This is a genomic window from Pantoea sp. B9002 (genome assembly GCF_013385945.1).
GTDB lineage: Bacteria > Pseudomonadota > Gammaproteobacteria > Enterobacterales > Enterobacteriaceae > Pantoea.
The window spans coordinates 80,596-105,343 of sequence record NZ_JACAPA010000036.1 but is presented as its reverse complement, the minus strand read 5'-3'; the positions used below and the strand labels follow the sequence as shown (position 1 = coordinate 105,343).

Below are 24,748 nucleotides of genomic sequence, written 5' to 3'. Positions count from 1 at the left end.
CCCCACTCCCGCCGCCCGGCGGGAGTTTTCGTTTCCGCACACAATCCTTCATGCACAACCGCGAAAAGGGGTAAACTGTTGCCACTTTTTTAACCTGCATAAGTTGTCGAGCATGTCTGAATTTAATCTGATCCAGCGCCCAAGAAGGCTGCGCAAAAGCGCGTCAATGCGCGAAATGTTCCAGGAATCCAACCTCAGCATCAACGATTTGGCACTGCCGATTTTCGTTGAAGAAGGCGCGGACGATTACGTGCCGATTAACGCCATGCCGGGCGTGGTACGTATCCCCGAGAAGCGTTTAGCCTATGAGATCGAACGTATCGCCAAAGCCGGCATTCGTTCAGTGATGACCTTTGGTATTTCCCACCACACCGACGCCACCGGCAGCGACGCCTGGAATGAAAACGGTTTGGTGGCGCGTATGTCACGTATCTGCAAAGACACCGTGCCAGAAATGATCGTAATGTCTGATACCTGCTTCTGCGAATACACCAGCCACGGCCATTGCGGCGTGCTGTGCGATCACGGCGTTGATAACGACCAAACGCTGATCAACCTCGGTAAGCAAGCCGTGGTGGCGGCACAAGCCGGCGCCGACTTTATCGCCCCTTCTGCCGCGATGGATGGTCAGGTGAAAGCTATTCGCCAGGCGCTCGACGCCGCAGGCTTCACCGATACCGCCATCATGTCGTACTCGACGAAGTTCGCGTCCTCCTTTTACGGCCCGTTCCGTGAAGCCGCAGGCACCGCGCTGAAAGGCGATCGTAAGACTTATCAGATGAATCCGATGAACCGCCGTGAAGCGCTGCGCGAGTCGCTGCTTGATGAAGCGGAAGGTGCAGATTCTCTGATGGTAAAACCGGCTGGCGCTTATCTCGATATCCTGCGCGATATCCGTGAGCGCACCACGCTGCCGCTGGCGGCGTACCAGGTGAGCGGTGAGTACGCGATGATCAAATTCGCCGCGCAGGCGGGTGCCATCGACGAACGTAATGTGGTTCTTGAAAGCCTTGGCGCGATTAAACGTGCCGGCGCGGATCTCATTTTCAGCTATTTTGCCCTTGATCTCGCCGAGCAAAAAGTGCTCTGATTATCGTTACGCCTGGCATCGGACATCGCATACCGTTGCCAGGCGCTTTCAGCCTTTGTGGCACAAACACCAGTGTTTCTGTAATTCCATAATTAATAAGAGTAACGCGATGAAAGCACCTGCACTGCCTGCGGACGAGTCACATCGTCTGGCCCAGTTACGTGCGCTCAACATTCTGCACACGCCTGCCGAAGAGCGTTTCGACCGTTTAACCCGCCTTGCCCGTCGTTTGTTTGGCGTGCCCGTCGCGCTGGTCAGCCTGCTGGAAGAGGACCATCAGTGGTTCAAATCCACTGCGGGATCAAGCGATACCACCGCACCGCGCAATACCTCTTTTTGTGGCCATGCCGTGCTGCAGGATGATGTGATGGTGGTGGAAAACGCGCTTGATGATGAACGCTTCTACGATAATCCGCTGGTTAAAAATGCCGAAAATCCGGTGCGTTTCTACGCGGGTTGCCCGCTGCGCACGCCGGCCGGTGCGAAAGTCGGTACGCTGTGCATTATCGATCACCATGCGCGTCAGTTCGATGCGGACGATATCCACACCTTGCGTGATTTGGCCGCAATGGCGGAAGCGGAGCTGGTGGCGTTCCAGACCGCGACGTCCGATGAACTGACGCAAATCACCAACCGCCGCGGCTTTATGACGCTCGGCCAGCTGGCGCTGAATGAGTGCCAGGTGAAGCAGTTACCGGCCAGCCTGACTTTCCTCGATCTCGATCGCTTTAAAGCCATTAACGATACGCTCGGCCATCGCGAAGGCGACCGCGCATTAATGGACTTCGCCGACGCCATGAAGGTGAGTTTCCGCCACGCGGATATCTTTGCCCGTTTGGGCGGCGATGAGTTTGTAGTGCTGTTTAATGGCTTGCAGCAAGCCGATGCTGAAGGCGTGTTGGCGCGCTTTGATGGTTTCCTGCAACAGCAAACCCAGAATCTGGAGCGGCGTTACGCTCTGCACTTCTCATCGGGCATTGTTGAGTTCGATCCCGATCATCCGCAATCGCTGGAACAGCTGCTGGAAGGCAGCGACGAACGGATGTACGCCGCTAAGAACGGGAAAAAGAAGCTGAGTTGATGTTGGTCGCCATAAATGGCGACCCTACAGTGGTTTGGCGAGATTTTCGTAGGGTGCGCATTTATGCGCACCTGCATGCATAGGCAATTTATTGCTCAATTGAGCAGCTTTACGCCATTGATGACAACCCTGCAATTAATGACCCGCTAAATCCGCGATTAATGTCTGATTAAACTTCTGCGGTTCTTCCATCTGCGGCGCGTGTCCCATGCCGGGGAATTCGATTAAGCGTGCGCCGGGTATCAGCTGCGCCACCTGCTTGCCCAGCACGTTGTAATGCCCGAGTTTAGCCTTCACTTCCGGTGGCGCGATATCGCTGCCAATCGCCGTGGTATCGGCGGTGCCGATCATCAACGTGGTTGGCACACGCAGATCTTTAAACTCGTAATACACCGGCTGAGTAAAAATCATGTCGTAGATTAGCGCCGAGTTCCACGCCACTTTCTTGTGGCCCGGCCCGCTGTTTAGCCCGGCCAGCATATCAACCCACTTGTCATACTCCGGCTTCCACTGGCCGCTGTAATAAGTCTGCTGTTCGTACTTCTTGATGCCCGCCGCATCCAGTTTAAGTTCACGCTGATACCACTGATCCACCGAACGCCACGGCGCGCCTTTGGCTTTCCAGTCTTCTAAACCAATGGGATTGACCAGCACCAGCTTCTGCGTTTGTTTGGGATACATCAGCGCATAGCGCGTCGCCAGCATGCCGCCGGTGGAATGCCCAACAATAATGGCGTTGTCGATACCTAGCTGCTGCAACAGTTGATGGGTGTTCTGCGCCAGTTGCTGGAAGGTGTATTGATAGTTAGCCGGTTTAGTTGAGCTGCAGAAGCCAATCTGATCCGGCGCGATGACACGATAACCTTTCTGACTCAGCGCTTTGATGGTGTCATCCCAGGTTGCGCCACAGAAGTTCTTACCGTGCATCAGCACCACGGTTTCACCGTTGGCCTGCTGCGTGGGTTTAACATCCATATAACCCATACTCAGCGCTTGCTGCTGCGAGGAGAAGTTAAAGTGCTGCAGCGGATAGGGATAGTTGAAGCCTTCCAGCTGTTCACCATACACATTGGCGGCGAGCGCCGGCGCAACAGTGCCTAACGCCACTGACGCCAGAATCACGGCAAGTGATTGTTTTGGCTTGAAACGAAAACCCATTAGGTTATTCCTTAACAGTGAAAACCTTCAGTGTGGCACGTTAATCTGCGTTAAGTATTGATGAGGTGTGCCGCCAGAAAGCACGCCTTTTACTATTAAGCGCCGCGAAGCGATGCAAAATTTGAGTTAATAATAACGTCCGTTATTACGATAAATATTCAACACCACCACAACATGCAAACGTTTAAATTCACGAAAAACAAGACCCATCTCGATGACAAACAATAAAACACCCAAAACATCAGAAAACTTTACATTAATTGCAGATTGGAAAGATTAATTAAATTACACTCTGCCATTGTTAATGGAGGACTACGATGACACAGCAAAAATATAATGAAGGGGTAATTGATTCGGTAACCGAATGGATTATGGCTAACCTGGATCAACGTTTAACTATTGATGATATTGCACTGAAGTCTGGCTATTCCAAATGGTATTTACAGAAACTCTTCGCCCGCTATCACAATGAAACGCTGGCACGCTACATTCGCAAAAAGAAACTTATTCACTGTATCAATGACTTGAAAGACAGTAACGCGCCGATAATCAGTCTGGCTGTGAAATACCATTTCGAAAGTCAGCAATCCTTTACCCGATCGTTTAAGCATGTGCTGGGCTGTACGCCGCTCTTTTGTCGCAAGCGCCAGCTCGACGATGATGCTCAACAAGCGATGCGCGAAAGCAACGATCCCTGCGTGCTCTGTCGTCAGGCGGGATTTGATGCCACTGAACGTAATAAAGATATTGTTACTCCTGCGGTGCGCAGCGATAAATTCATGCCGCGACTCCACTGCGTAATGCGCTAATAAATCCCGACTGTTTTATTAACGCCTTTCGCACTTTTTCTAACGCTAATAGACTTATTTATGTCAACCTTACGACTTGCATCATGAATAAAACGGATGGCGCACCATCCGTTTTTTCATTTAATAGCTCGATTTATTTAGCGCGTTTACGCTCTTTTTAAAATGCGCGAGCCGATTATCCAGCGCATCGGTATAAAGCATGGTATCCACACCGACAGCCACGAAATTAGCTCCCCAACTGATGGCGCGTTCCGCCATCTCCAGATTAACCGCCAGAAAACCGGCCGCTTTTCCTGCGCTGCGGATGCGTTTAATACTTTGCTCAATGACTTTCTGCACTTCAGGATGCGCCGCATTATCGGGATAACCTAATGAGGCGGATAAATCTGCCGGACCAATAAATACTCCGTCAACGCCCTCTACTTCCAGCAACGCATCAAGATTATCAATCGCCGTTTTGCTTTCGGCCTGAATCAGCAGGCATAACTCTTCATTGGCGCGCGCCATATAATTTTCCACGCGCCCCCAACGTGCCGCCCGCGCCACGCCTGCGCCAACGCCGCGCGTGCCGAAAGGCGGATAGCGCGTCGCTTTCACCAGCGCCTGTGCCTGTTCGGCGGTATCGATCATCGGCACCAGCAAGGTGCGCGCACCGATATCCAACACCTGCTTAATCAGCGCCGTCTGGAATTCGATTGGGCGAATCACCGGCTGGCTGCGGTACGGCGCAACCGCCTGCAACTGATGATAGAGATCCTGCACGGTATTCGGTGCGTGTTCGCCATCAATCAATAACCAGTCGTAGCCGCTGGTGGCAGCAATTTCGGCCAGATACGACGATGTGCTGCTCAGCCACAAACCAATCTGCGTTTCGCCTTTGGCTAATCCGGCTTTAAAGGGATTCTTTAACGGATCCTGCATAGCTTCTCCTTACTTAATGACTTGGCTGCTGAGAGTGTGGCAACTGACGCTCCACTTTCAGGCTGAGGATAATCAGTGAACCGATGGCGGCAATCAGCGCCAGCGCCAGCAATCCAGCGGCGCTGCTGTTAAATTGCATCTCGGCATTTACGCGAATCAGCGGCGCGAGGAAACCACCCACGGCGCCAAACAAATTGACGAAGCCGATACCCGCCGCCAGCGCAGTGCCAGAAAGCAGTTGCGTCGGCATGGTCCAGAACACCGGCTGCACGGCAATAAAACCCACCGCCGCGACGCTGAGCGCGATGATGGCTAACAGCGGCGAAACCAATCCGGACAAACCAATCCCGACGGCAGCCGCCAGCAAGGTGAACGCCGCCACCCGGCGACGCTCGCCGCTGCGGTCGGAATAGCGCGGAATCAGCCAGGTGCCAAACAGCGCGGCCACCCACGGAATCGCCGCCACCAGCGAAGCGAGGAAACCGACTTTGGTGCCCAACAACGCTGCGACCTGAGAAGGCAGGAAGAAAATCAGGCCATAAACCGCAATCTGGATGGTCATGTAGATGATGGCGAGCTGCCAGACGCGACCATTGCGCAGCGCATCACGCAGATGTGAAGTCGGTTTTTGCTGCTCTTCGCTCTCCAGCTGACGTTGCAGCGCCTGCTTCTCCTCTGCGCTGAGAAAACGCGCTTTCGCCGGCGTGTCGTCGATGTAGCTGAAGGTGAAAACTCCGGCCGCCACCGCCAGTAATCCTTCAATGATAAACATCCAGAACCAACCCGGATGGCCCAGCACGCCGTGCATTTCCAGCAGTGCGCCAGAGAGCGGTGAACCCAGCGTCAACGCCAGCGGCGCGCCCATATAAAACAGCCCCATCACGCTGGCGCGCTGCTGTTGCGGGAACCACAGCGAGGTCAGATAAATCATGCCAGGGAAGAAACCCGCCTCAGCGGCGCCAAGCAAGGTGCGCACCAGCAGGAATTTGGCTTCGGTATCAGCAAATGCCATCGCGGCCGACAGAAATCCCCAGAGTATGGTGGTGCCGCCAATCCAGCTGCGCGCGCCAAAACGCTGCATCAGCAAATTGGCCGGTACGCCAAGCAGCGCGTACACCACAAAGAAGATTCCGGCTCCCAGTGCGTAAGCTTCATTACTCAGGCCGGTATCGAGTTGATACGCCTCTTTGGCGAAACCGATGTTGGCGCGGTCGAGAAACGCCAGCACGTAGAGCATCAACATGAAAGGAATAAGACGCGCGCGGTTCTTTTTAACCGCGCTTAACACCAGATTATCCATGGTAAACCCTCACGCAGGGCTGCGACTCGTCGCCGCAGCCGCTGCGATTAGTGTTGATAAGGACGCTTCAGTCCATCGCGATTCAGTTCTACGCCGAAGCCCGGTTTATCCAGCACCGATTTGTGCATGCGACCGTTAACCGGTACCGGTTCGTTGATCAGCAGCGGATCAAACTGCGGGCGCAGCGTGCTGCAATCCGGGCTGGTCATCAGAAATTCACTGAATGGGCTGTTGGTGAAGGTGATCACCGCGTGATGCGAGTAAACCGAGGAGCCGTGCGGCACCACCAGCTGACCGCGTGATTTCGCCAGCGCCGCCACTTCGACCAGCGTGGTCAGGCCGCCGCACCAACCGACGTCGGGCTGCAAAATATCGATGCCGGTTTCAGCCAGCGTGCGGAACGATTGCAGCGTGCCGTGATGTTCGCCGCTGGTGATCAACATGCCTTGCGGCGCTTGCTGTTTCAGCTGTGCGTAACCTTCGAACTGTTGCGGCGGCAAGCACTCTTCCAGCCACTTAACGTTATAAGGCGCGCAGGCGTGGGCCAGTTTGGTGGCGAAATTGACGTCCTGACTCATCCAGCAGTCGAGCATCAGCCAGAAATCCGGCCCGCAGGTTTCGCGATAGTGAGCGATGCGCGCCACCTCTTTACGAATGCCTTCATCGCCATCATGCGGTCCCCACTGCACCGCCATTTTGCCGCCGATAAAGCCCATCTGCTGCGCCAGATCCGGACGTGCGCCGGTGGCGTAAAACTGCAGTTCATCGCGCACCGCGCCGCCCAGCAGTTTGTACACCGGCAGATCGGTGACTTTGCCGAACAGATCCCACAGCGCCAAATCGACGCACGAAATGGTGTTCATCACCAGTCCGCCCGATCCGGCGTAATACATGGTGGCGTTCATCATCTGGTCGTGAATCAGTTTGATATCGCTGACGCAGCGTCCTTCGAGGAAACGATTCAGATGCTTCTCCACGATGAAGCAGCCCATTTCGCCGCCGGTGGTAATGGCGAAACCGGTTTGACCATTATCGGCTTCCACTTCGACGATCAGCGTGCCTAATACGTTGATGCCAAAGGATTGACGCGACTGCTCATACTGTTTGTATTTGCTCATTGGCGTGGCGACGTGGTCGTCAATCCAGTGATTGGCACCTTGATCGTGATAATCGCCGCCAGCCGCCGCTTTATCAGCGGTAGCGCCACCGGCAAAGTAGGCGCGGACAGTTTTAATTTTAGGTAGGGACATGCTCTTCTCCTGGTTACGAGGCGTGTTTTTCCGCCGGGCTACGCCAGCCCAGCAGACGGGAAATATCGCGGGCGCAGGCAATCGCCTGGCCAGCTAGGTAATCGCGTTTGTCGTCGTCAATGTCGAGTCGGGTGCCCACCAGCGAAATGGCGGCAACAAGCTGCTGGCGGGCATTGAAAATCGGCGCGGCGACACAGCGCACATCGGGATAATCCTCACCGTTATCAAAGCTCCAGCCCTGACGACGAATGCGTGCCAGTTCGGTGCGCAGCGCATCGGCGTTACGCAGCGAGGTTGGCGTCACCGCCACAAAGCGCATGTCGCTGATGATGCGTTCCTGCTCTTCAGGTTGCTGCCAGGCGAGCAGGCACTTGCCAATGCCCGAGCGATACAGCGACAGGCTTTTACCTTCATGCGAGCGCACGCTGATGGTGGCGGCAGATTCGAGTTTGAGGATGTAACAGGCGTGACCACCATCGAGGATGCCGAGGTGGCACAGCAGATTGGTCTGGTGCATTAAACGTGTCAGAGGTGGACGCGCGATATCGCGGATATCCATGCGCTGCAGTGCGTGACCAGCAAACTCCACCAACCGCGTCCACAGGCAATAGTTGTTGTTGCGATCGATGGTGATCAGACGCTGTTTTTTCAGTTCAGCGAACAGCAGATAGGCACTGCTTTTGGGCAGCGCCAGCGTTTCAATGATCTCGGCGGCGCTGCACGGTCCGTGCTGGGCAATAAAGTCGAGAATCGCAATGGCGCGCGTCAGTGCGGGGACAGGCGTAATTTCCAACATGCTGGACTCCAGTCTGATGATCTGGAGCGCAGTGTTGTGGTTTTACTCCCTGATAAGTGTGCGCCGCTTCAAATTACGCGGCGCTGAGCGCGTTTGGTGGCAATGCATATGCGGGAATGTGAATCGCGCCGCGCTGCGAGTACAGCCGACTGTACTCGCAGCGCAGGGTCAGGAAATCTAAGAGAAAATGTATTTAATCGCTGTAATGACCATCGTGGTGGTCATCACCATGAGCAAACGCTTTATCCAGCGCATATCGGTTTTCAAGGCAGAGACATCGGCTTTGATAACTTCAATGTCTTTTTCTATGCGATCAAGGCGAGCTTCAACTCTGGTCAGGCGAACATCTAACGCTTTAATCTCACCACTCAGTCGAACATCCAGATCTTTAATCGCATTAGTAAGCCGAGTATCAAGCTCCCTAATTGCAGCACTAAGCCGGTCATCCAGTTCTCGAATAACAGCACTAAGTCGGTCGTCCAGCTCTTTAATCGCACCAGTAAGCCGTAAATCAAGCTCTTTAATCGTGCCATTAAGTCGCTCATCCTGCTCTTTAATCGCGCCGGTAAGTCGAACATCCAGTTCTTTAATACTCCCTGTAATTCCTTCTCCGGCTTTCATTAAATCAGCACGAGATAACGCATTATCCTGCTGCATCTCGGTAAAGATCTCGACCATGGCTTCGGCCTGCTGGTCGCTGACGCCGGCCAGCTGCAATGCTTTAAAGGCTTTGTGTGTGTTCATCATCGCGAGTGTCATCCGTGAAGCTCCTGAGTTGATGTGAGGCGTATGCCACCATCATGCTCAGCGAGCGATTATTGCACCATGTGACTGTTTGTATTTTGCGCGGCGCTGCGAAAAATATCAATTAGTACAACAAGTAACGTGCATGCGGATGCGAGACATCTCGCAAAATTGGCGTCAGGTTCTGCCGCGAAAAGTTTTGCGATATTGCAGCGGGGAAGTGTTGAGTTGCTTCTTAAAATGACGGCGCAGCATCAGCGGCGAGGAGAAGCCGGCTTTCTCGGCAATCAGTTCTACCGGTTGATCGGTTTTCTCGAGAAAACGCTGCGCCAGTGCCAGCCGCTGATTGACTAACCACTCGCTGAAACAGCCGCCGGTGGTTTGGGTGAAGCGTCGGGTAAAACTGCGGCGGCTCATCAAGGCTTTATCCGCCAGTTGCTCCAGCGTGAGCGCCTGCTGCAGATTTTCTGTCGCCCAGCTCAGCGCCGACATAAAACGATCGTTGCCCGCCGAATGATAAACCGGCTGTTCAATATATTGCGCCTGCCCACCCTGCCGATGCGGCGGCACCACCAGCATACGCGCCACGCTATTCGCCACATCGACACCACACTGCTCGCGCACCAGATGCAGGCAGCAATCAATGCTCGCTGCCGTTCCTGCCGAGGTGACGATCTGCCCTTCGTCGATATAAAGCACGTCGCGGTCAATCGCCACATCCGGATAAAGGCGTTCGAAATCTGCCATCCAGCGCCAGTGCGTGGTGGCGCGGCGCTGGCTTAATAATCCGGCAGCACCCAATACGAAGGCACCAAGACACAAACCTACCACCTGTGCGCCGCGCTGCGCCGCCTGCTGCAAGGCCTGCAGCAACTCTGCCGGCGGCTGCACGCCAGGATCGCTCCAGCTTGGCACCACCACCATATCGACATCGGCCAGTTGCTCTAAGCCGTGCTCGGCAAGAATGGAAAAGCCGCTATTGGTTTTTAGCGGTCCGGGGTGCGTGGCGCAGATCAGCAACTGATAGCACAACGCGCCGTCGTCCCGAGCGGCTTTTTCAAACACCGCGCAGGGCACAGAAAGGTGGAAGGGAATGATGTCATCGAACACCACGATACCCACTTTGATGGGCGCTGCCGTGCCTGGCATTTTTGGCGCAAATTGAACGTTATTTGTCATCCGTTGTACTCCTTCACTGACGGCGAAATCGCCATACTGCACCACATCGGAGGCCGCGCTGGCCTCTTCTATCCGCTAAACCATCAAAGGATTATTACTCATGAAAAACATTTTCGCTTCAGGAACCTTAGCGCTGGCCATGGCGATTTCTGGCAATGCGTTCGCCGCCGAGACCAAGTCAGAAAAAGCACCGACCATTCGCACCATGAGCGGCGCCACCGCCACCACTGCACTTAACGCAAAGCAGACTGCGGTGATTGTCATCGATATCCAGAACGAATATTTCCCTGGCGGCAAGATGCCGATTCCCGATGGCATGCAGGCGCTGAACAACAGCAAGCGTCTGGTGGCATTCGCGCATAAAAATAAGATGCCGGTATTCTTTGTGCAACATCTGGGTGAAGCCAACGGCCCACTGTTTGCCAAAGGCAGCCGTTTCGCCGAGTTCCACAAAGATTTGCAGCCTGCTAAAGGTGACCGCGTGATCAGCAAAGCCACGCCAAGTTCGTTTGTCGGCACTGACCTGCAGAAACAGCTGGATTCGCTGGGCATCAAACAGCTGATTGTCACCGGCTTGATGACTCACATGTGCGTGTCATCCACCGCACGTGATGCCGTGCCGCTGGGTTATTCGGTGATCATTCCGGAAGATGCCACCGCCACGCGTGACCTGGCAACCTGGGATAACAACGTGGTCGATCACAAAGTGCTGCAGCAAGCCGCGCTGGCGGGTGTCGCTGATGTGTTCGCAGAAATCAAAACCACCGATCAGGTACTTGCGCTGCCCGTGCAATAATCACTGAACCGGCTGGCCCGGTAGCAATTTCTCAGACATCAAACGGCGGCAGGAGAGACTTTCCTGCCGCGCTTGTTGCTGCTGTTGCGGTGACAAATCCTGCCAAACCGTTTGCAGATGCTCCGCCAGACCTTGCTGGAAATGCACCTTCTGCAACGCGTAATCGGAATTACTGCCTTCAATAATCTGCTGCATATCTTGCGGAGCATTGCCGCGTCCATCGTGAGTGAGCGTACAGAACATGGCGATGTAATAGCCTTTGTCCTCATCGCTGTAGTGCGGCATCAGCCACCAAACCGCGGCACTGATGACGATCAGCAACGGCACAAGGAATTTGAGTTTTAACATCAATGGATTTATCCGCTGGAAAAAGGAAACGCGCGATAGTAACAGCATTGGGCCGGTTGCACATATTTTGCCGGTCGCGTCCACAACGTTACCGGTTAACTGTGATCAACTTCTGAGCAATTCATTTTACCCGCCAAAACAAGACAGGTCTTAAACGGCTCTACTAACAGGTCACTATAAGTTGCCGAACTTTTAGCGATTTAGACATGAGACTATGAAACCGACTCAGTTGGTGCTGGCTATCGGCGCACTCTGTAGCCATCAAACCTTGTATGCTCAAGAGACTCGAGCCGCTTCTTCAGATCATCCTCCGCCAACAGCAAGCCTTATTCACCACCCTAACGACAACGCGTTTATTCATCATCTTCCCGCACATCCGCATGACGATTCGATAATTCATAGCGCCAGACATACTGCCGCAGACAGCATAAAAATGGTGGGGAAATTTTTCGCCCGAAACAGTTGGTATGATGATTTTAATCCGGCGACTAATCGTCCGCCTTTGCAAGGTAAGCTGGCGGGGAACAGGCCGCATCTGTTTTGGTTTTACCGGCTACAGAGCTCACTGATTGCTCCTCTTCCACCCGATCCCGATCTGATCGATCCCGAACTCGACGGCAATCCACCCCCGCCCGTTTTGCCGCGACCAAGACCTCAGATTCCCGCGTATGCCGCCCTGCCTGCCGCGCTATTTGGTATGGACGAGCATCTGCAAGCGCGTTTTATTGAGGATGCTCAACTGGCTGGCAGTGATGGTCGTACTAATCTGTTCATTTCAGGCTTTCACCTTCAGGAACGCTATCACAGTGAGGCCAACCACAATCAAAGTAAAAACCGCTACAACGGCTGGCTTGTTGGCCTACGTGGCTTGCTAACGGAGGATGAACAGCGGCCACTTGCGCTAAGCCTGGCGATTAACCAAGGCCGGTTTACGTTTGAACCCACTTCATCCAGTGGCAGTAGTCACGGCCAGTTCGATACTCAAGGGATTCATGCTCTGCTGAGCTGGCAGCAGCCGCGCGGCTTACAGCTGGCTTTGCCGCTGGGAGTTGGCCATTATCGCGGCAATATAAGCAGTGATGAGCAGGAAAATGTGGCGCAGGTAAAAGCCCGCAGCGCGAACATGGGCGTTGAGGTTGGCTGGCGCTGGCAGCACAGTGCGCATGCATTCACGCCTATTTTGGCAGCCACTGCGCAGTGGGCTCGCATCAAAGATATTCATGATAACGACAATCTACGTATTCGTTATTCCCAGCAAAGGCAGCTGCAATTGTCCGGTGGTTTGAAATATGAATTCAGTCCAACAGATAACCTGAAATTAGGCGCTGAAACCCGCTATGTGCAGTACAGCGGCCATGCGGGCCATGTTGCGGTGAATAAAGATAATCTGCGCACCGGACGCGGTGGCGAACATCTGCAATTAAGCGGCTACGTTGCATGGCAACTGACTGACAATGTTCAGCTTAATAGTCAGATTAAGCGGCAACATCGCCTTGGTCAGGAAGGGGCCAGCAACTGGCAAACGCAGCTGGGCGTACAGATTGCCTTTTAAAGCGCCTGCGCGCACGCCCAGGCCGAGCTCCATGCCCACTGGAAGTTGTAACCGCCCAACCAGCCGGTAACGTCCACCACTTCGCCGATAAAGAAAAGTCCCGGCACATCGCGCGCTTCCATGGTTTTCGACGACAGCTGGGTGGTATCGACGCCGCCCAGCGTCACTTCGGCGGTGCGATAACCTTCGGTGCCGTTCGGCTGCACGCGCCATTGATGCAGCGTGCTGACCAGTTCGCCCTGCTGCTTGCTGTTCAGCTGCTTTAGCGTGACGTCGGGAATCTGCTTCAGCTCCTGCAGCACTTCCACCAAACGTTTTGGCAGAATCTTCGCCAGGCTGTTTTTCAGGCTGAGATTGGGGTGCGCCTCGCGCTGCACATGAATGAAATCATCCAGCGAGGTAGCGGGAGACAAATCAATGGTGACGAATTCGCCCGGTTGCCAATAGCTGGAGATTTGCAGTACTGCAGGACCCGACAAGCCGCGATGGGTAAATAGCATCGCTTCTTTAAATAATGTGCCGTCCTGAGCGGTGATGGTGGTGGGCAGCGCCACACCCGACAGCGTGTTGAGCTGTTCCAGCAGCGGTTTATGCAGCGTGAACGGCACCAAGGCAGCGCGAGTCGGGAACACTTTCAGGCCGAACTGTTCCGCCACTTTGTAGCCAAACGGCGTGGCGCCAAGGCCGGGCATCGAGAGCCCGCCGCTGGCGATCACCAGTTTTTCTGCCTGCACCGATGTGCCGTTCAGCTGCAATGTATAGCCATTATCATCGCGCTCGACGCTCAGCACTTCACTGCGCAGGCGCAGCGTCACCTGTCCGGCATCACACTCTTTTAATAGTAGATCGACAATCTGCTGCGCGGAGTCATCGCAGAATAATTGCCCGAGTGTTTTCTCGTGATACGCAATGCCGTGGCGATTGACCAGATCGATGAAATCCCACTGGTTGTAGCGTGCCAGCGCCGATTTGCAGAAATGCGGATTGTGCGACAGGTACGCCGCCGGTTCGGTGTGCATATTGGTGAAGTTGCAGCGACCGCCGCCCGACATCAAAATCTTGCGGCCCGCTTTTTTGCCGTTATCCAGCAGCAGCACGCGGCGACCCAATTGTCCCGCCTGCGCCGCGCAGAACATGCCGGCTGCGCCTGCACCAATAATGATAACGTCAAACTTTTCCACTGCTCTACCCGCCTTGCCCGAAAGGCGCTGATTGTAGGGATTTGCGGCTTTTAGCGCCAGCTTCAAAAAAATGCCGTAAATGTGTCATAATGTAACTTACTAATTTTAAGCTGTTTTCAGCTAAATCTATACGCTGCATTACAATTTTAAGACAATAAAGAGCTATATTTTTCTTTCATATCGCGCACGTTGTCGCAGATAATGCGCCGCGTTCATGTCCTCCCAAAATGGCGTAACGTTTATGCTACATCTGTTTGCTGGTCTCGACCTCAGTACCAGCCTGTTACTGATTCTTGCTCTGCTGTTTGTATTGTTTTACGAAGCAATCAACGGTTTTCACGACACTGCTAACGCGGTCGCGACTGTCATTTATACCCGTGCGATGCGGGCGCAACTGGCGGTTGTCATGGCGGGTGTTTTCAACTTCTTAGGTGTTTTGCTTGGTGGATTGAGCGTGGCGTATGCCATCGTTCACATGCTTCCGACCGATTTACTGTTGAATGTCGGTTCGGCCCACGGCCTCGCAATGGTCTTCTCCATGCTGCTGGCCGCGATTATCTGGAACCTTGGCACCTGGTATTTGGGTTTGCCGGCGTCCAGTTCTCACACATTGATTGGCGCCATCATCGGTATTGGTCTCACCAACGCCCTGATGACCGGCACCTCGGTGGTTGACGCGCTCAACCTGCCGAAAGTCATCAATATCTTCATGTCCCTGATTCTTTCACCGATTGTTGGTTTGGTGATCGCAGGCGGTCTGATCTTTATCCTGCGTCGCTACTGGAGCGGAACCACCAAACGTTCACGCATCCACATGACGCCAGCAGACCGTGAAAAAATTGATGGCAAGAAGAAGCCTCCGTTCTGGACGCGCATTGCCCTGATCGTTTCGGCGATTGGCGTGAGCTATTCACACGGCGCCAATGACGGGCAGAAAGGCATTGGCTTGATTATGCTGGTATTGATTGGCGTAGCGCCGGCCGGGTTTGTGGTGAACATGAATGCGTCTGGTTATGACATCACCCGCACCCGCGATGCCGTCAATCATCTGGAGCAGTATTATCAGCAACACAGCGAGTCGTTGACGCACATGATGCAACTGGCACCGCCAGTGGTACCAACGCCGGAAGAATCGCTGGGTGGCCCGCAGGAGTTCCATTGCGATAGCGGACGTGCGTTGCAGGCGATTGACCGTGCACAACTGCTGCTGACCAATCTGCAAAGCTACGATCAGCTTACGGTTGATCAACGTAACCAGATGCGTCGTTTGCTGCTGTGCGTCTCCGATACCGTGGATAAAATCGCTAAGCTGCCGGAAACCAGCGCGGATGATAAGCGCTTCCTCAACAAGCTGAAGAGCGATTTGCTCGGCACCGTTGAGTACGCACCGATCTGGATTATTGTTGCTGTGGCGCTGGCGCTCGGCATCGGTACCATGATTGGCTGGCGTCGTGTGGCCACCACCATTGGTGAGAAAATCGGTAAGAAAGGCATGACGTATGCGCAAGGTATGTCGGCGCAGGTGACAGCCGCAGTATCGATTGGCGTGGCCAGTTACACCGGTATGCCGGTTTCTACCACCCACATTCTGTCGTCATCGGTGGCCGGTACCATGCTGGTTGATGGCGGTGGATTGCAGAGTCGCACCATCAAAAATATCGCTATGGCGTGGGTGTTCACCTTGCCGGTGTGTATTTTGCTGTCGGGTTCGCTCTACTGGATTGCACTGAAACTGATCTAAGCAAAGCGCAGAAGTATTCCAGGGCGACAGCAATGTCGCCCTTTTTCATTGCCGTTTTTCATTGCCAGATCGCCATCGCAATCAAACTCACCACCACCAAAAAACAGAGCCCGCTGGTCAGCACAAACTGTCCGCGCACGCGCTCACAGCGGCGAATGAACTCGTCGTCATGATGATCGTGATAGCGCTTCTCCCAGATATAGCGCACCAGCCGCACCTGCTTACTCGGCTGCCCGTGCGACGTGAAGAAACCCGCGCCATCCACGTATTGATATAACAGCGGATCGCAACCGCGCAAAACGGCCAAAAGTGAGCGCAAAGAAGAGAAATAGCGCGCCATATTCACCAGACAAACCACACACAGAGCCCAAAAAAGCGCGATAGTGCTGATCATGTTCCCCTCCCGGCTGGAGCCGCAACGACGTCGAACGCAGCGGGGAATTGCTGTAGACGCCGCACGGGAAATAAACCAGCCACTGAATGATGTCGATTGCATTGTTGTTATGCGAACCTGAGTGCGCAGCTCATACGGCAGTGGCACTTATTTTCAGTGTAGGAGATCTGTTGAATTTTTTTCCAGCGATGATTTTCGTTCAGGGCGAGTGAAAAAGCCGATAACGCTTGATCTTCCTCACATGCGAACTTTCGCTTGCAGCATTTGTTAACAACTCTGGCTATACTCAGGACATAACAAAAACCGCCTGCAAGGCTGAAATAGTTGGTTGGTGGCGCTTCATCGCCGTCTCGCGCAAAGGAATCGCCTACCGTGAAAGCAGGAAGATTGCCCCGAATCTTGAGAAAGGAGTTTTATCATGGCTTATAAACACATCCTGATTGCAGTAGACCTTTCCCCGGAAAGCCAGTTGCTGGTTGATAAAGCCGTTTCGCTGGCCCGTCCTTACGACGCAAAAATCTCGTTGATCCACGTTGATGTGAACTATTCAGACCTCTACACCGGGCTGATTGACGTCAATCTGGGCGACATGCAGAAGCGTATTTCCGAAGAGACGCACACCGCGCTGAAAGAGCTGTCGATTAATGCCGGTTATCCAATCAGTGAAACCCTGAGCGGCAGCGGCGATCTTGGCCAGGTGCTGGTGGATGCGATTAAGAAATATGATGTGGATTTGGTGGTGTGTGGTCACCATCAGGACTTCTGGAGCAAGCTGATGTCATCGGCGCGCCAGTTAATCAATACCGTGCATATCGACATGTTGATTGTGCCGCTGCGCGACGAAGACGAAGAGTAATCCGTAGGGTCGCCATTCATGGCGACCTTTCTCATTGCCGCAGCATCTACCCCAGCGGCGGATAAATATCAAAACGATGGCTTTTGGTTACCACCGCATCCTGCGTTACCACGCCCGCTAACGGCGGCGCGTAATCCGGACGCTTCACCACAATGCGCTTCTTCGCCAGACGGCGCGCCGGTTCGAGCAACGCATCAGCATCGTCATCCGCACCGACCAGCGACTGAAACACCCGCATCTCTTTCTTCACCATCGCGCTTTTCTGGCGATGCGGATACATCGGATCGAGATAGACCACATCCGGCGCGGGCGTGATATCGCTCAGCGCTTGCTGGCTGACGGCGTGCAGCAATGTCAGCCGATCGCGCAGCCAGCCGCCAATCTCCGCATCCTGATAGCCGCGACGCAAACCATCGTCCAGCAAGGCCGCCACCACCGGATGGCGCTCCAGCATGCGCACGCGACAGCCCAGCGCCGCCAGCACAAAAGCATCGCGGCCCAAACCGGCCGTTGCATCAACCACGTCTGGCAGATAACCGCTTTTGATGCCGACCGCTTTCGCCACCGCTTCGCCGCGACCGCCGCCAAACTTACGCCGATGCGCCATCGCGCCCGAGACGAAATCCACGAAGATGCCGCCGAGTTTCGGCTCATCCAGTTTACGCAACTCAAGGTGTTCAGCGGTTAACACCAGCGCCATCGTCGCCTGCTCGTCCTGCTGTAAACCCCAGCGCTCGGCTAAATGTAATAAGGCGCCGTCTCCGGCGCCTGTTTCATCGATTAAACCAATTTTCACAAGCCGGCTTATCCCTGAATTCCGTAGTGTTCCAGCATCGCATCGAGCTGCGGCTCACGGCCACGGAAGCGTTTGAACAACTCCATTGGCTCTTCGGAACCGCCACGCGTCAGGATGTTGTCGAGGAACGACTGACCGGTCTGACGGTTGAAAATGCCCTCTTCTTCAAAGCGTGAATAGGCATCGGCTGCCAGCACGTCGGCCCACAGATAGCTGTAATAACCGGCCGCATATCCGCCAGCAAAGACGTGGCTGAAGGCGTGCGGGAAACGGCCCCATTCCGGGCTTGGCACCACGGCAACCTGCTTCTTCACTTCACGCAGGGTTTCGAGGATGCGCGCACCTTGCGCGGGATCGAATTCGGTATGCAGACGGAAATCGAACAGGCCGAACTCCAGCTGACGCAGGATAAACAGCGCCGCCTGATAGTTTTTCGCCGCCAGCATTTTATCCAGCAGTTCCTTCGGCAGCGGTTCGCCGGTTTCGTAGTGGCCGGAGATAAACGCCAGCGCTTCCGGTTCCCAGCACCAGTTTTCCATAAACTGGCTCGGCAGCTCGACGGCATCCCACGGTACACCGCTGATGCCGGACACGCCCGGCGTTTCGATGCGCGTCAGCATGTGATGCAGACCGTGACCGAATTCATGGAACAGCGTGATCACTTCATCGTGCGTGAACAGCGCCGGTTTGCCCTGCAGCGGACGGTTAAAGTTACAGGTGAGATAGGCCACCGGCTTCTGCAGGCTGCCGTCGGCTTTGCGCATCTGGCCGACGCAATCGTCCATCCACGCGCCGCCACGCTTGTGTTCACGTGCGTAGAGATCGAGGTAGAAGCTGCCGCGCAGTTCGCCGCTTTCATCGAACAGGTCGAAGAAGCGCACGTCTGGATGGTAAACATCGACGTCTTTACGCTCTTTGGCCGTGATGCCGTAAATGCGTTTAACCACTTCGAATAAACCACTCACCGCGCGCGCTTCCGGGAAGTACGGACGCAGCTGCTCGTCGCTGATGGTGTAGAGATGCTGTTTCTGTTTCTCGCCGTAATAGGTGAGATCCCACGGATTCATCTCGTCGACGCCGTGCTCTTTCTTCGCGAAGGCACGCAGCTGAGCCAGCTCTTTTTCGCCCTGCGGACGGGCGCGTTTCGCCAGATCGGTCAGGAAGTCGATGACCTGCGCCGGATTTTCCGCCATTTTGGTCGCCAGCGATTTGTCGGCGTAAGAGTCGAAGCCCAGCAGCTGTGCCAGTTCATGGCGCAGCGCCAGCTCTTCCGCCATCACCGGACCGTTATCCCATTTACCGGCATTCGGGCCCTGCTCGGAGGCACGCGTTGAATACGCGCGATACAGTTCTTCACGCAGCGCGGCGTTGTCGCAGTAAGTCATTACCGGCAGATAGCTTGGGATATCCAGCGTCAGCAGCCAGCCTTGTTGCTCTTTGGCTTCGGCCTGCGCTTTGGCGGCGGCCAGCGCGCTTTCCGGCATACCCGCCAGCTCCGCTTCATCGGTCACCAGCTTGCTCCAGCCCATGGTGGCGTCGAGCACGTTGTTGCTGTAGGTCGAACCCAGTTCAGAAAGACGAGCCGCGATTTCGCCGTAGCGCTTCTGCTTCTCTTTATCGAGGCCGATACCGGACAGCTCGAAATCACGCAGGCTGTTATCCACCGCTTTCTTCTGCGCGGTGTCCAGCGCCGCGTAGCTGTCGCCCTCTTTCAGGTTGCGATAGGCCTGATACAAACCTTCATTCTGGCCAACCCAGGTGCTGTATTCGGACAGCAGCGGCAGCGTTTGCTCGTAAGCTTCGCGCAGTTCCGGGCTGTTTTTCACCGAGTTCAGATGGCTGACCGGCGAGAACAGGCGACCTAAACGATCGTCGACTTCAGCCAGCGGCTGCACCAGATTTTCCCAGGTGTAAGGCGCGCCTTGCGCCACAACGCGCTCCACCGCTGCGCGACAGTCGTTCAGCGCTTCGGTAACCGCAGGAACAACATGTTCAGGTTTGATGGCAGAAAACGGGGGGAGCGAAAAAGGCGTGAGTAACGGATTGGTCATAAGCGCAGTCCTTTCATGATGAAGTAGTGGCGCGAACTCTCGCGCGACGCATTTTACTAACATGCGGCTTGATGGCATGAAAATCAATGCCACCCTGGCTGAAGGACGTGGATTTTGTCGGGTGCGCATGGATGCGCACCAGGCTGAAGATTATTTAATCGCGAGTTGATAGTGAATCACATCGTAGGGCGCCACCCACGGCGGCAGCGGTTCGCGTTCGATGATATCTTTCGCCAGCGCCCAGCCTTCCACTGCGCCGCCAGCTCCCGTTAACGACATACCTTCATACAGTAAAGGCGGCAGATTGTTATCGAACGCCACCTGATCATTGGCAAAGTCGTTAATCACCTTGCCGCCCAGCGTGGTGATTTTCACACTCACTTCCACTTGCTGTTCTGGAATCAGTTTGGTTTTGACCGGTTTCACCGCAAACCAGCGCACGCCGTTCTGCGTCAGCAGGGTTTTGCGCTTATCGAGTTGCTTATTCAGCTGCGCGTAACCTTTCTCAATCAGCGAACCCATATTTTTATTGATGGCGTCCTGCATCACCGCGTAGCGCCGCGACATCTCTTCACTGCTCATCGCCGAAGTACCAGTTTTCAGCTGCGTGGTAAACCCCGCGATCATCTGATCGAGGCTGATCGTGAGGCCGCTATCCTTCACCATCTGCAGCTGCACCACCGTATTGCTGGCAATGGATTGCCCGAGCATATAGCCATCACGCTCGGCATCACTTTTGGGCTCTGCTAGCGGTTGAGCAACAACTGCGGGCTGCTTTTTCGCTGTTTCTAGCTCGGCGGTGAGTTTTTCACTGCTCGCTTGCTGCGCCTGAAGCCTCTTTTCCTGCTGTTCGTTCTTTAATTGCAGCGCGGCTTTCTGCTTTTCCAGTTCAATAATTTGCGCACGTAGCTGGTTGAGTTGCGTCTGAATTTCCGGTTGAGCGGCAGGTTTTGGCGTTATTTTTGGTGCAACCGGTTTTGGCTGCGGTTTTGGATTTTTGACTGGTACCGAAGGCAGCGTGCGCGCCGCATCGCCAAAGGCATGCAACATGTCATCTTCAGCGGCCGCAGAGGCCAACGCAGGCAGTAATAATGCTGTGAAAAAAAGGACAAACGGCAGATGACGCTGTGTCATCACGATCTCCTGTAACAGCCTTAAGAACACAAAAGGCTTCATCCCTAATATTAAAATAGAGATGAAGCCCATCCACAGCGCGAAATTTCGCGCTGCTGCTTAGCGAGTGTGGTTAAAAACGCGAGTATTAACCGGCCTGACGAATAATCAGCTGCGACAGACGTGTCTTAATGCGGAAGCACAATTCACGAATCTGGAATTGATAACGCGGCATCACTAAATCATTAATATCCGCGCCAATCGAATCTTTAATTTGCAGATATTTATTGGTCTGCGCGCCGATTTTCTGGAATTCGGCTTGATAGCTGGCATAGGAAGCCTGGCTATACAGGCGCATTGCGTCGAGCTCTTTGCGGCACTGCTGAATGTTGCTGGAGCGGTCGTCACTGAATGAGGCGGTCGCAGGCTGCGCCGGGGCTGAAGCCACAAATGGCGTACCTTGCTGCTCTGGCGCGTATTGCGCCGCTGGCTGCTCTTCCGCGGTCGGCGGCGTAACCAAACTATGAGTGGGTTGTTGTTTCGCGCAGCCAGTCAGTATCAACAGGCTTGCCACCGCGACACCAGTCATTTTTTTCATTATTGTCACCAGGAGTTGTTTGAGATGCTTTAAGCAAAAAATTATACGGCTTTAACCGAAAAGTTTCCTGCCAGAAACACCTGGCATTTCGCTCGCGACCGTTTCGCTACCGGAAACTAACTTACTTAATCTGTAGTGAAATTTCGAGTATCGCGTTATTACACGGCGAACTTTCCTCAAGGAGGCTTGATCGCAATCGGCTAAAGCGACCCGTTTCAGGCAAACTTAACCCCCGCGCCAAAACGTCAGCAATTTTTATGCAGCGCGGCTATAATCGCGCCACACACGATGTTTTCACTCCCTTTGATCCAACCGCGGACCCCCTTTTTTTATGCTGAGTTATCGCCACAGTTTTCATGCCGGCAACCATGCCGACGTGCTGAAACACACCGTTGAAAGCCTGATCCTCACCGCCCTGATGGAGAAGGAAAAACCTTTCCTCTATCTGGATACTCACGCCGGTGCCGGACGTTACCTGCTGAGCGGAGAGCACGCCGAGCGTACCGGTGAATATCTGGAAGGCATTGGCCGCATCTGGCAGCAGCCGGATGTACCGGAACTGCTCAAGCCGTATCTTTCGGCGGTGCGTAATCTCAATCCGCACGGCACGTTAAAGTACTATCCAGGTTCGCCGTTAATTGCCCGCTTCCTGCTGCGTGAAGAGGACAAAATGGAGCTGACCGAGCTGCACTCCAGCGATTATCCGCTGCTGCGCACCGAGTTCAGCAAAGATTCCCGTGCGCGCGTGGCGCGTGGCGATGGCTACCAGCAGCTGAAAGCCAAGCTGCCGCCGCTGAGCCGCCGCGGCCTGATTCTGATCGATCCGCCGTATGAGATGAAAAGCGATTATCAGGATGTGGTGAAAGGCATTCAGGAAGGTCACAAGCGTTTCGCCACCGGCGTGTTTGCGCTGTGGTATCCGGTGGTGATGCGTCAGCAGATCAAGCACATGGTTAAAGATCTGCAGGCCACCAATATTCGCAATGTTCTGCAGATTGAACTGGCGGTTCGTCCGGACAGCGATCAGCGCGGCATGACGGCCTCCGGCATGATCGTGATTAACCCGCCGTGGAAACTGAAAGCGCAGATGGAAGAGCTGCTGCCGTGGCTGCATCAGAAGCTGGTGCCGGCCGGAACCGGTCACTTCAGCGTCACGCAGATCGTGCCAGAGTAAGTTCGCCTTACCGCGCCGCCAGCCCAATAGGACAATTATCATGTGGATCATTCTGGCTGGCGCGCTTGCTGTGCTGTCGCCCGCCAAACGTTTTTCGGTACTGCTACTCACGCTCGCCACTATTCTAGGGCTGTTCCAGGATGTGCTGGATTGGCCGGCGATGCTGCTGCTTGGCGCAATTGCCGTCATCGCCTGGATTCGCGTGGAAAATAACGCGCGCTGGATTCAGCTGGTGAGTGAAGCCGCGCTGGTTGCCATCGCCATCGGCCTGTTTGTGCACTTTTTCCCTGGCTTCAAAAATCCGCGCCAGGTGGAAGATGTGCAAGCCGGGCCGCTCAGCCTGCCCTTTAGTTTCTCGTACAACTTCGATAAAGCGCTGATTCCGTTTGTGTTGCTCATCTGCTTGCCGCAGCTGTTCCGCACCCAATCCGCGCCGCCGCGACTCAAAATTTTGTGGCTGGCGCTGCTGGCGGCGATTCCGCTGCTGCTGTATATCGCGGTTGAGTTAGGTGGCCTGGCCGTTGAACCCCATTGGCCGGAGTGGTTGGGCAGTTTTATGCTGGCGAACCTGTTCTTCGTGTCACTGGCGGAAGAAGCGTTCTTTCGTGGCTATCTGCAACAGCGTCTGCGCCAGCACATTGGCGCCGTGGCAGCACTGCTGCTGACGTCGCTGCTGTTCGGTCTGGCGCACTTCCCCGGCGGGCCGCTGCTGATGATCTTCGCCACGCTCGCCGGATTGATTTACGGCCTGGCGTGGCAGTGGAGTGGACGCCTGTGGGTTGCAACCGGCATCCATTTCCTGTTCAACATGACGCATCTGCTGTTTTTCACCTATCCGGCGCTTCAGCACTAAACCTCGAACACCGCGAAATCATGTGCCAGCTCGGTCGCCGCAAACACCGACTGGCACTCCGCCAGCAGTTTCTCCCGATCCCTGGATAAATAGCGCGAGCTGAAATGCGTGGCGATCATGCGCTTCGCCCCCGACTGTTTCGCCACTTCCGCAGCCTGAATGGTGGTTGAGTGGCCGCGTCCATTGGCTTTCTCCTGCAGCGCCGCCTCCAGCGTGGTTTCATGCACCATCACATCGGCATTAGCGGCCAGCTGTAACGCCACTTCGGTGGGCGCGGTATCGCCAAATATCGCCAGCACTTTGCCTTTGGTTGCCGGGCCAAGATAATCCGCTCCGTTGATCTCGCGACCATCTTCCAGCTGGATACGCTTACCCGCTTTCAAATCCTGATACCACGGCCCGCGCGGTACGCCTTCGGCTTTCAGGCGCGGCGCATCGAGGAAGCCCGGTTTATCGTGCTGCTCAATGCGATAGCCATAACACTCAATCACATGATTCATCGGCCAGGCCGTCACGCGCACTTCGCCGTCATCCAGCACCAAACCGGCTTCAATCTCGATAATCTCCAGCGGATAAGAGGTGTACGAGCCACTTAAACTGAGCGCCGTCTCGATAAACTGGCGAATACCTTTTGGCCCGTAAATGGACATCGGTTCAGGAATGCCGGCCATCGAGCGGCTGGTAAGCAAGCCCGGCAGCCCAAAGATATGGTCGCCGTGCAGATGGGTGATAAAGATTTTTTCCAGCTTGCCCGGCTTCAGCGCGGAGCGCATATATTGATGCTGCGTCGCTTCGCCGCAGTCAAACAGCCAGGTATCGCCGCGTTTCGATAGCGTCAGCGCTATCGCGGTGACATTACGTTGCAGGCTGGGCGCACCGCCGCCGGTGCCGAGGAATGTCAGTTGCATGCTATGCTTCCCTGTAATCGGACATAAAAATCAATGCTATTACAATCATAGGTGCAATC

Annotated in this window: 24 protein-coding genes; 9 read left to right on the top strand and 15 right to left on the bottom strand. The window is 54.7% G+C overall.

Translation table 11 applies throughout. The features are described 5' to 3' along the window. Window positions 1-112 precede the first annotated feature (112 nt). Both hemB and HX773_RS17685 read left to right on the top strand, forming a co-directional pair. Window positions 113-1,090: a porphobilinogen synthase gene (hemB, locus tag HX773_RS17690; protein WP_176972618.1), complete on the top strand. Its 978-nt coding sequence runs from the start codon at window positions 113-115 to the stop codon at window positions 1,088-1,090. 109 nt (window positions 1,091-1,199) lie between these two features. Then, a complete protein-coding gene (locus HX773_RS17685) occupies window positions 1,200-2,171 on the top strand; it encodes a diguanylate cyclase (protein ID WP_176972617.1) in 972 nt (323 codons plus the stop codon). Window positions 2,172-2,306: 135 nt separating this feature from the next. Here HX773_RS17685 and HX773_RS17680 read toward each other — a convergent pair whose 3' ends face one another. After that, window positions 2,307-3,329 (bottom strand): alpha/beta fold hydrolase, encoded by a 1,023-nt coding sequence (locus HX773_RS17680; protein WP_176972616.1) that lies wholly within the window; start codon window positions 3,327-3,329, stop codon window positions 2,307-2,309. A gap of 317 nt (window positions 3,330-3,646) precedes the next feature. Here HX773_RS17680 and HX773_RS17675 point away from each other — a divergent pair, with 317 nt between their 5' ends. Next, window positions 3,647-4,138, top strand: a complete 492-nt coding sequence (locus HX773_RS17675; protein WP_176972615.1) for a helix-turn-helix domain-containing protein — start codon at window positions 3,647-3,649, stop codon at window positions 4,136-4,138. A 120-nt stretch (window positions 4,139-4,258) separates the two neighbouring features. On the opposite strand, the gene yfaU is transcribed toward HX773_RS17675, so the two are convergent. From yfaU to HX773_RS17645, 6 genes are all read right to left on the bottom strand, one after another. Then, window positions 4,259-5,059 (bottom strand): 2-keto-3-deoxy-L-rhamnonate aldolase, encoded by an 801-nt coding sequence (gene yfaU / locus HX773_RS17670; RefSeq protein ID WP_176972614.1) that lies wholly within the window; start codon window positions 5,057-5,059, stop codon window positions 4,259-4,261. 13 nt (window positions 5,060-5,072) lie between these two features. Continuing rightward, window positions 5,073-6,359 (bottom strand): MFS transporter, encoded by a 1,287-nt coding sequence (locus HX773_RS17665; protein WP_176972613.1) that lies wholly within the window; start codon window positions 6,357-6,359, stop codon window positions 5,073-5,075. A gap of 47 nt (window positions 6,360-6,406) precedes the next feature. Then, entirely contained in the window at window positions 6,407-7,609 is a 1,203-nt protein-coding gene (rhmD, locus tag HX773_RS17660; protein WP_176972612.1) for an L-rhamnonate dehydratase, read from the bottom strand. Window positions 7,610-7,622: 13 nt separating this feature from the next. Further along, the gene (locus HX773_RS17655) at window positions 7,623-8,405 is read right to left on the bottom strand and encodes an IclR family transcriptional regulator (protein WP_176972611.1); all 783 of its coding nucleotides are present in this window, start codon (window positions 8,403-8,405) and stop codon (window positions 7,623-7,625) included. Between the two features lie 177 nt (window positions 8,406-8,582). Further along, the gene (locus HX773_RS17650) at window positions 8,583-9,164 is read right to left on the bottom strand and encodes a DUF1640 domain-containing protein (protein ID WP_176972610.1); all 582 of its coding nucleotides are present in this window, start codon (window positions 9,162-9,164) and stop codon (window positions 8,583-8,585) included. Between the two features lie 162 nt (window positions 9,165-9,326). Continuing rightward, window positions 9,327-10,328, bottom strand: a complete 1,002-nt coding sequence (locus HX773_RS17645) for a GlxA family transcriptional regulator (protein WP_176972609.1) — start codon at window positions 10,326-10,328, stop codon at window positions 9,327-9,329. Window positions 10,329-10,428: 100 nt separating this feature from the next. Between HX773_RS17645 and HX773_RS17640 the strand changes: the two genes are divergently transcribed. Then, window positions 10,429-11,124, top strand: coding sequence for a cysteine hydrolase family protein (locus HX773_RS17640; RefSeq protein WP_176972608.1), 696 nt, complete (start codon window positions 10,429-10,431; stop codon window positions 11,122-11,124). On the opposite strand, the gene HX773_RS17635 is transcribed toward HX773_RS17640, so the two are convergent. Next, on the bottom strand, window positions 11,125-11,472 hold the full coding sequence (locus HX773_RS17635) for a hypothetical protein (RefSeq protein WP_176972607.1): 348 nt from the start codon (window positions 11,470-11,472) through the stop codon (window positions 11,125-11,127). It lies immediately after the preceding gene. A 214-nt stretch (window positions 11,473-11,686) separates the two neighbouring features. On the opposite strand from HX773_RS17635, the gene HX773_RS17630 reads away from it, so the two are divergent. Then, window positions 11,687-13,024 (top strand): autotransporter outer membrane beta-barrel domain-containing protein, encoded by a 1,338-nt coding sequence (locus HX773_RS17630; RefSeq protein WP_176972606.1) that lies wholly within the window; start codon window positions 11,687-11,689, stop codon window positions 13,022-13,024. On the opposite strand, the gene HX773_RS17625 is transcribed toward HX773_RS17630, so the two are convergent. Continuing rightward, the gene (locus tag HX773_RS17625; protein ID WP_137386694.1) at window positions 13,021-14,205 is read right to left on the bottom strand and encodes an NAD(P)/FAD-dependent oxidoreductase; all 1,185 of its coding nucleotides are present in this window, start codon (window positions 14,203-14,205) and stop codon (window positions 13,021-13,023) included. The genes HX773_RS17630 and HX773_RS17625 overlap by 4 nt on opposite strands. A 241-nt stretch (window positions 14,206-14,446) precedes the next feature. On the opposite strand from HX773_RS17625, the gene pitA reads away from it, so the two are divergent. Beyond that, entirely contained in the window at window positions 14,447-15,946 is a 1,500-nt protein-coding gene (gene pitA, locus HX773_RS17620) for an inorganic phosphate transporter PitA (RefSeq protein ID WP_176972691.1), read from the top strand. Between the two features lie 58 nt (window positions 15,947-16,004). Here the strand turns inward: pitA and uspB are convergent, their stop codons facing one another. Continuing rightward, on the bottom strand, window positions 16,005-16,340 hold the full coding sequence (gene uspB, locus HX773_RS17615; RefSeq protein WP_008108136.1) for a universal stress protein UspB: 336 nt from the start codon (window positions 16,338-16,340) through the stop codon (window positions 16,005-16,007). 418 nt (window positions 16,341-16,758) lie between these two features. Here uspB and uspA point away from each other — a divergent pair, with 418 nt between their 5' ends. After that, on the top strand, window positions 16,759-17,196 hold the full coding sequence (uspA, locus tag HX773_RS17610) for a universal stress protein UspA (RefSeq protein ID WP_007889892.1): 438 nt from the start codon (window positions 16,759-16,761) through the stop codon (window positions 17,194-17,196). A gap of 46 nt (window positions 17,197-17,242) precedes the next feature. Here the strand turns inward: uspA and rsmJ are convergent, their stop codons facing one another. From rsmJ to HX773_RS25965, 4 genes are all read right to left on the bottom strand, one after another. Further along, the gene (gene rsmJ / locus HX773_RS17605) at window positions 17,243-17,992 is read right to left on the bottom strand and encodes a 16S rRNA (guanine(1516)-N(2))-methyltransferase RsmJ (RefSeq protein WP_176972605.1); all 750 of its coding nucleotides are present in this window, start codon (window positions 17,990-17,992) and stop codon (window positions 17,243-17,245) included. 8 nt (window positions 17,993-18,000) lie between these two features. Then, window positions 18,001-20,043: an oligopeptidase A gene (prlC, locus tag HX773_RS17600; protein WP_061719776.1), complete on the bottom strand. Its 2,043-nt coding sequence runs from the start codon at window positions 20,041-20,043 to the stop codon at window positions 18,001-18,003. Window positions 20,044-20,193: 150 nt separating this feature from the next. Next, on the bottom strand, window positions 20,194-21,177 hold the full coding sequence (locus HX773_RS17595) for an FKBP-type peptidyl-prolyl cis-trans isomerase N-terminal domain-containing protein (RefSeq protein WP_176972604.1): 984 nt from the start codon (window positions 21,175-21,177) through the stop codon (window positions 20,194-20,196). Between the two features lie 127 nt (window positions 21,178-21,304). Then, complete coding sequence (locus tag HX773_RS25965; RefSeq protein WP_255433254.1) at window positions 21,305-21,754, bottom strand: hypothetical protein; 450 nt, start codon at window positions 21,752-21,754, stop codon at window positions 21,305-21,307. Window positions 21,755-22,085: 331 nt separating this feature from the next. Here HX773_RS25965 and HX773_RS17585 point away from each other — a divergent pair, with 331 nt between their 5' ends. Both HX773_RS17585 and HX773_RS17580 read left to right on the top strand, forming a co-directional pair. Next, the gene (locus HX773_RS17585) at window positions 22,086-22,928 is read left to right on the top strand and encodes a 23S rRNA (adenine(2030)-N(6))-methyltransferase RlmJ (RefSeq protein ID WP_176972603.1); all 843 of its coding nucleotides are present in this window, start codon (window positions 22,086-22,088) and stop codon (window positions 22,926-22,928) included. A 40-nt stretch (window positions 22,929-22,968) separates the two neighbouring features. Continuing rightward, a complete protein-coding gene (locus tag HX773_RS17580) occupies window positions 22,969-23,781 on the top strand; it encodes a CPBP family intramembrane glutamic endopeptidase (protein ID WP_176972602.1) in 813 nt (270 codons plus the stop codon). Here the strand turns inward: HX773_RS17580 and rnz are convergent. After that, window positions 23,778-24,689 (bottom strand): ribonuclease Z, encoded by a 912-nt coding sequence (gene rnz / locus HX773_RS17575; RefSeq protein WP_176972601.1) that lies wholly within the window; start codon window positions 24,687-24,689, stop codon window positions 23,778-23,780. The genes HX773_RS17580 and rnz overlap by 4 nt on opposite strands. Window positions 24,690-24,748: the final 59 nt, after the last annotated feature.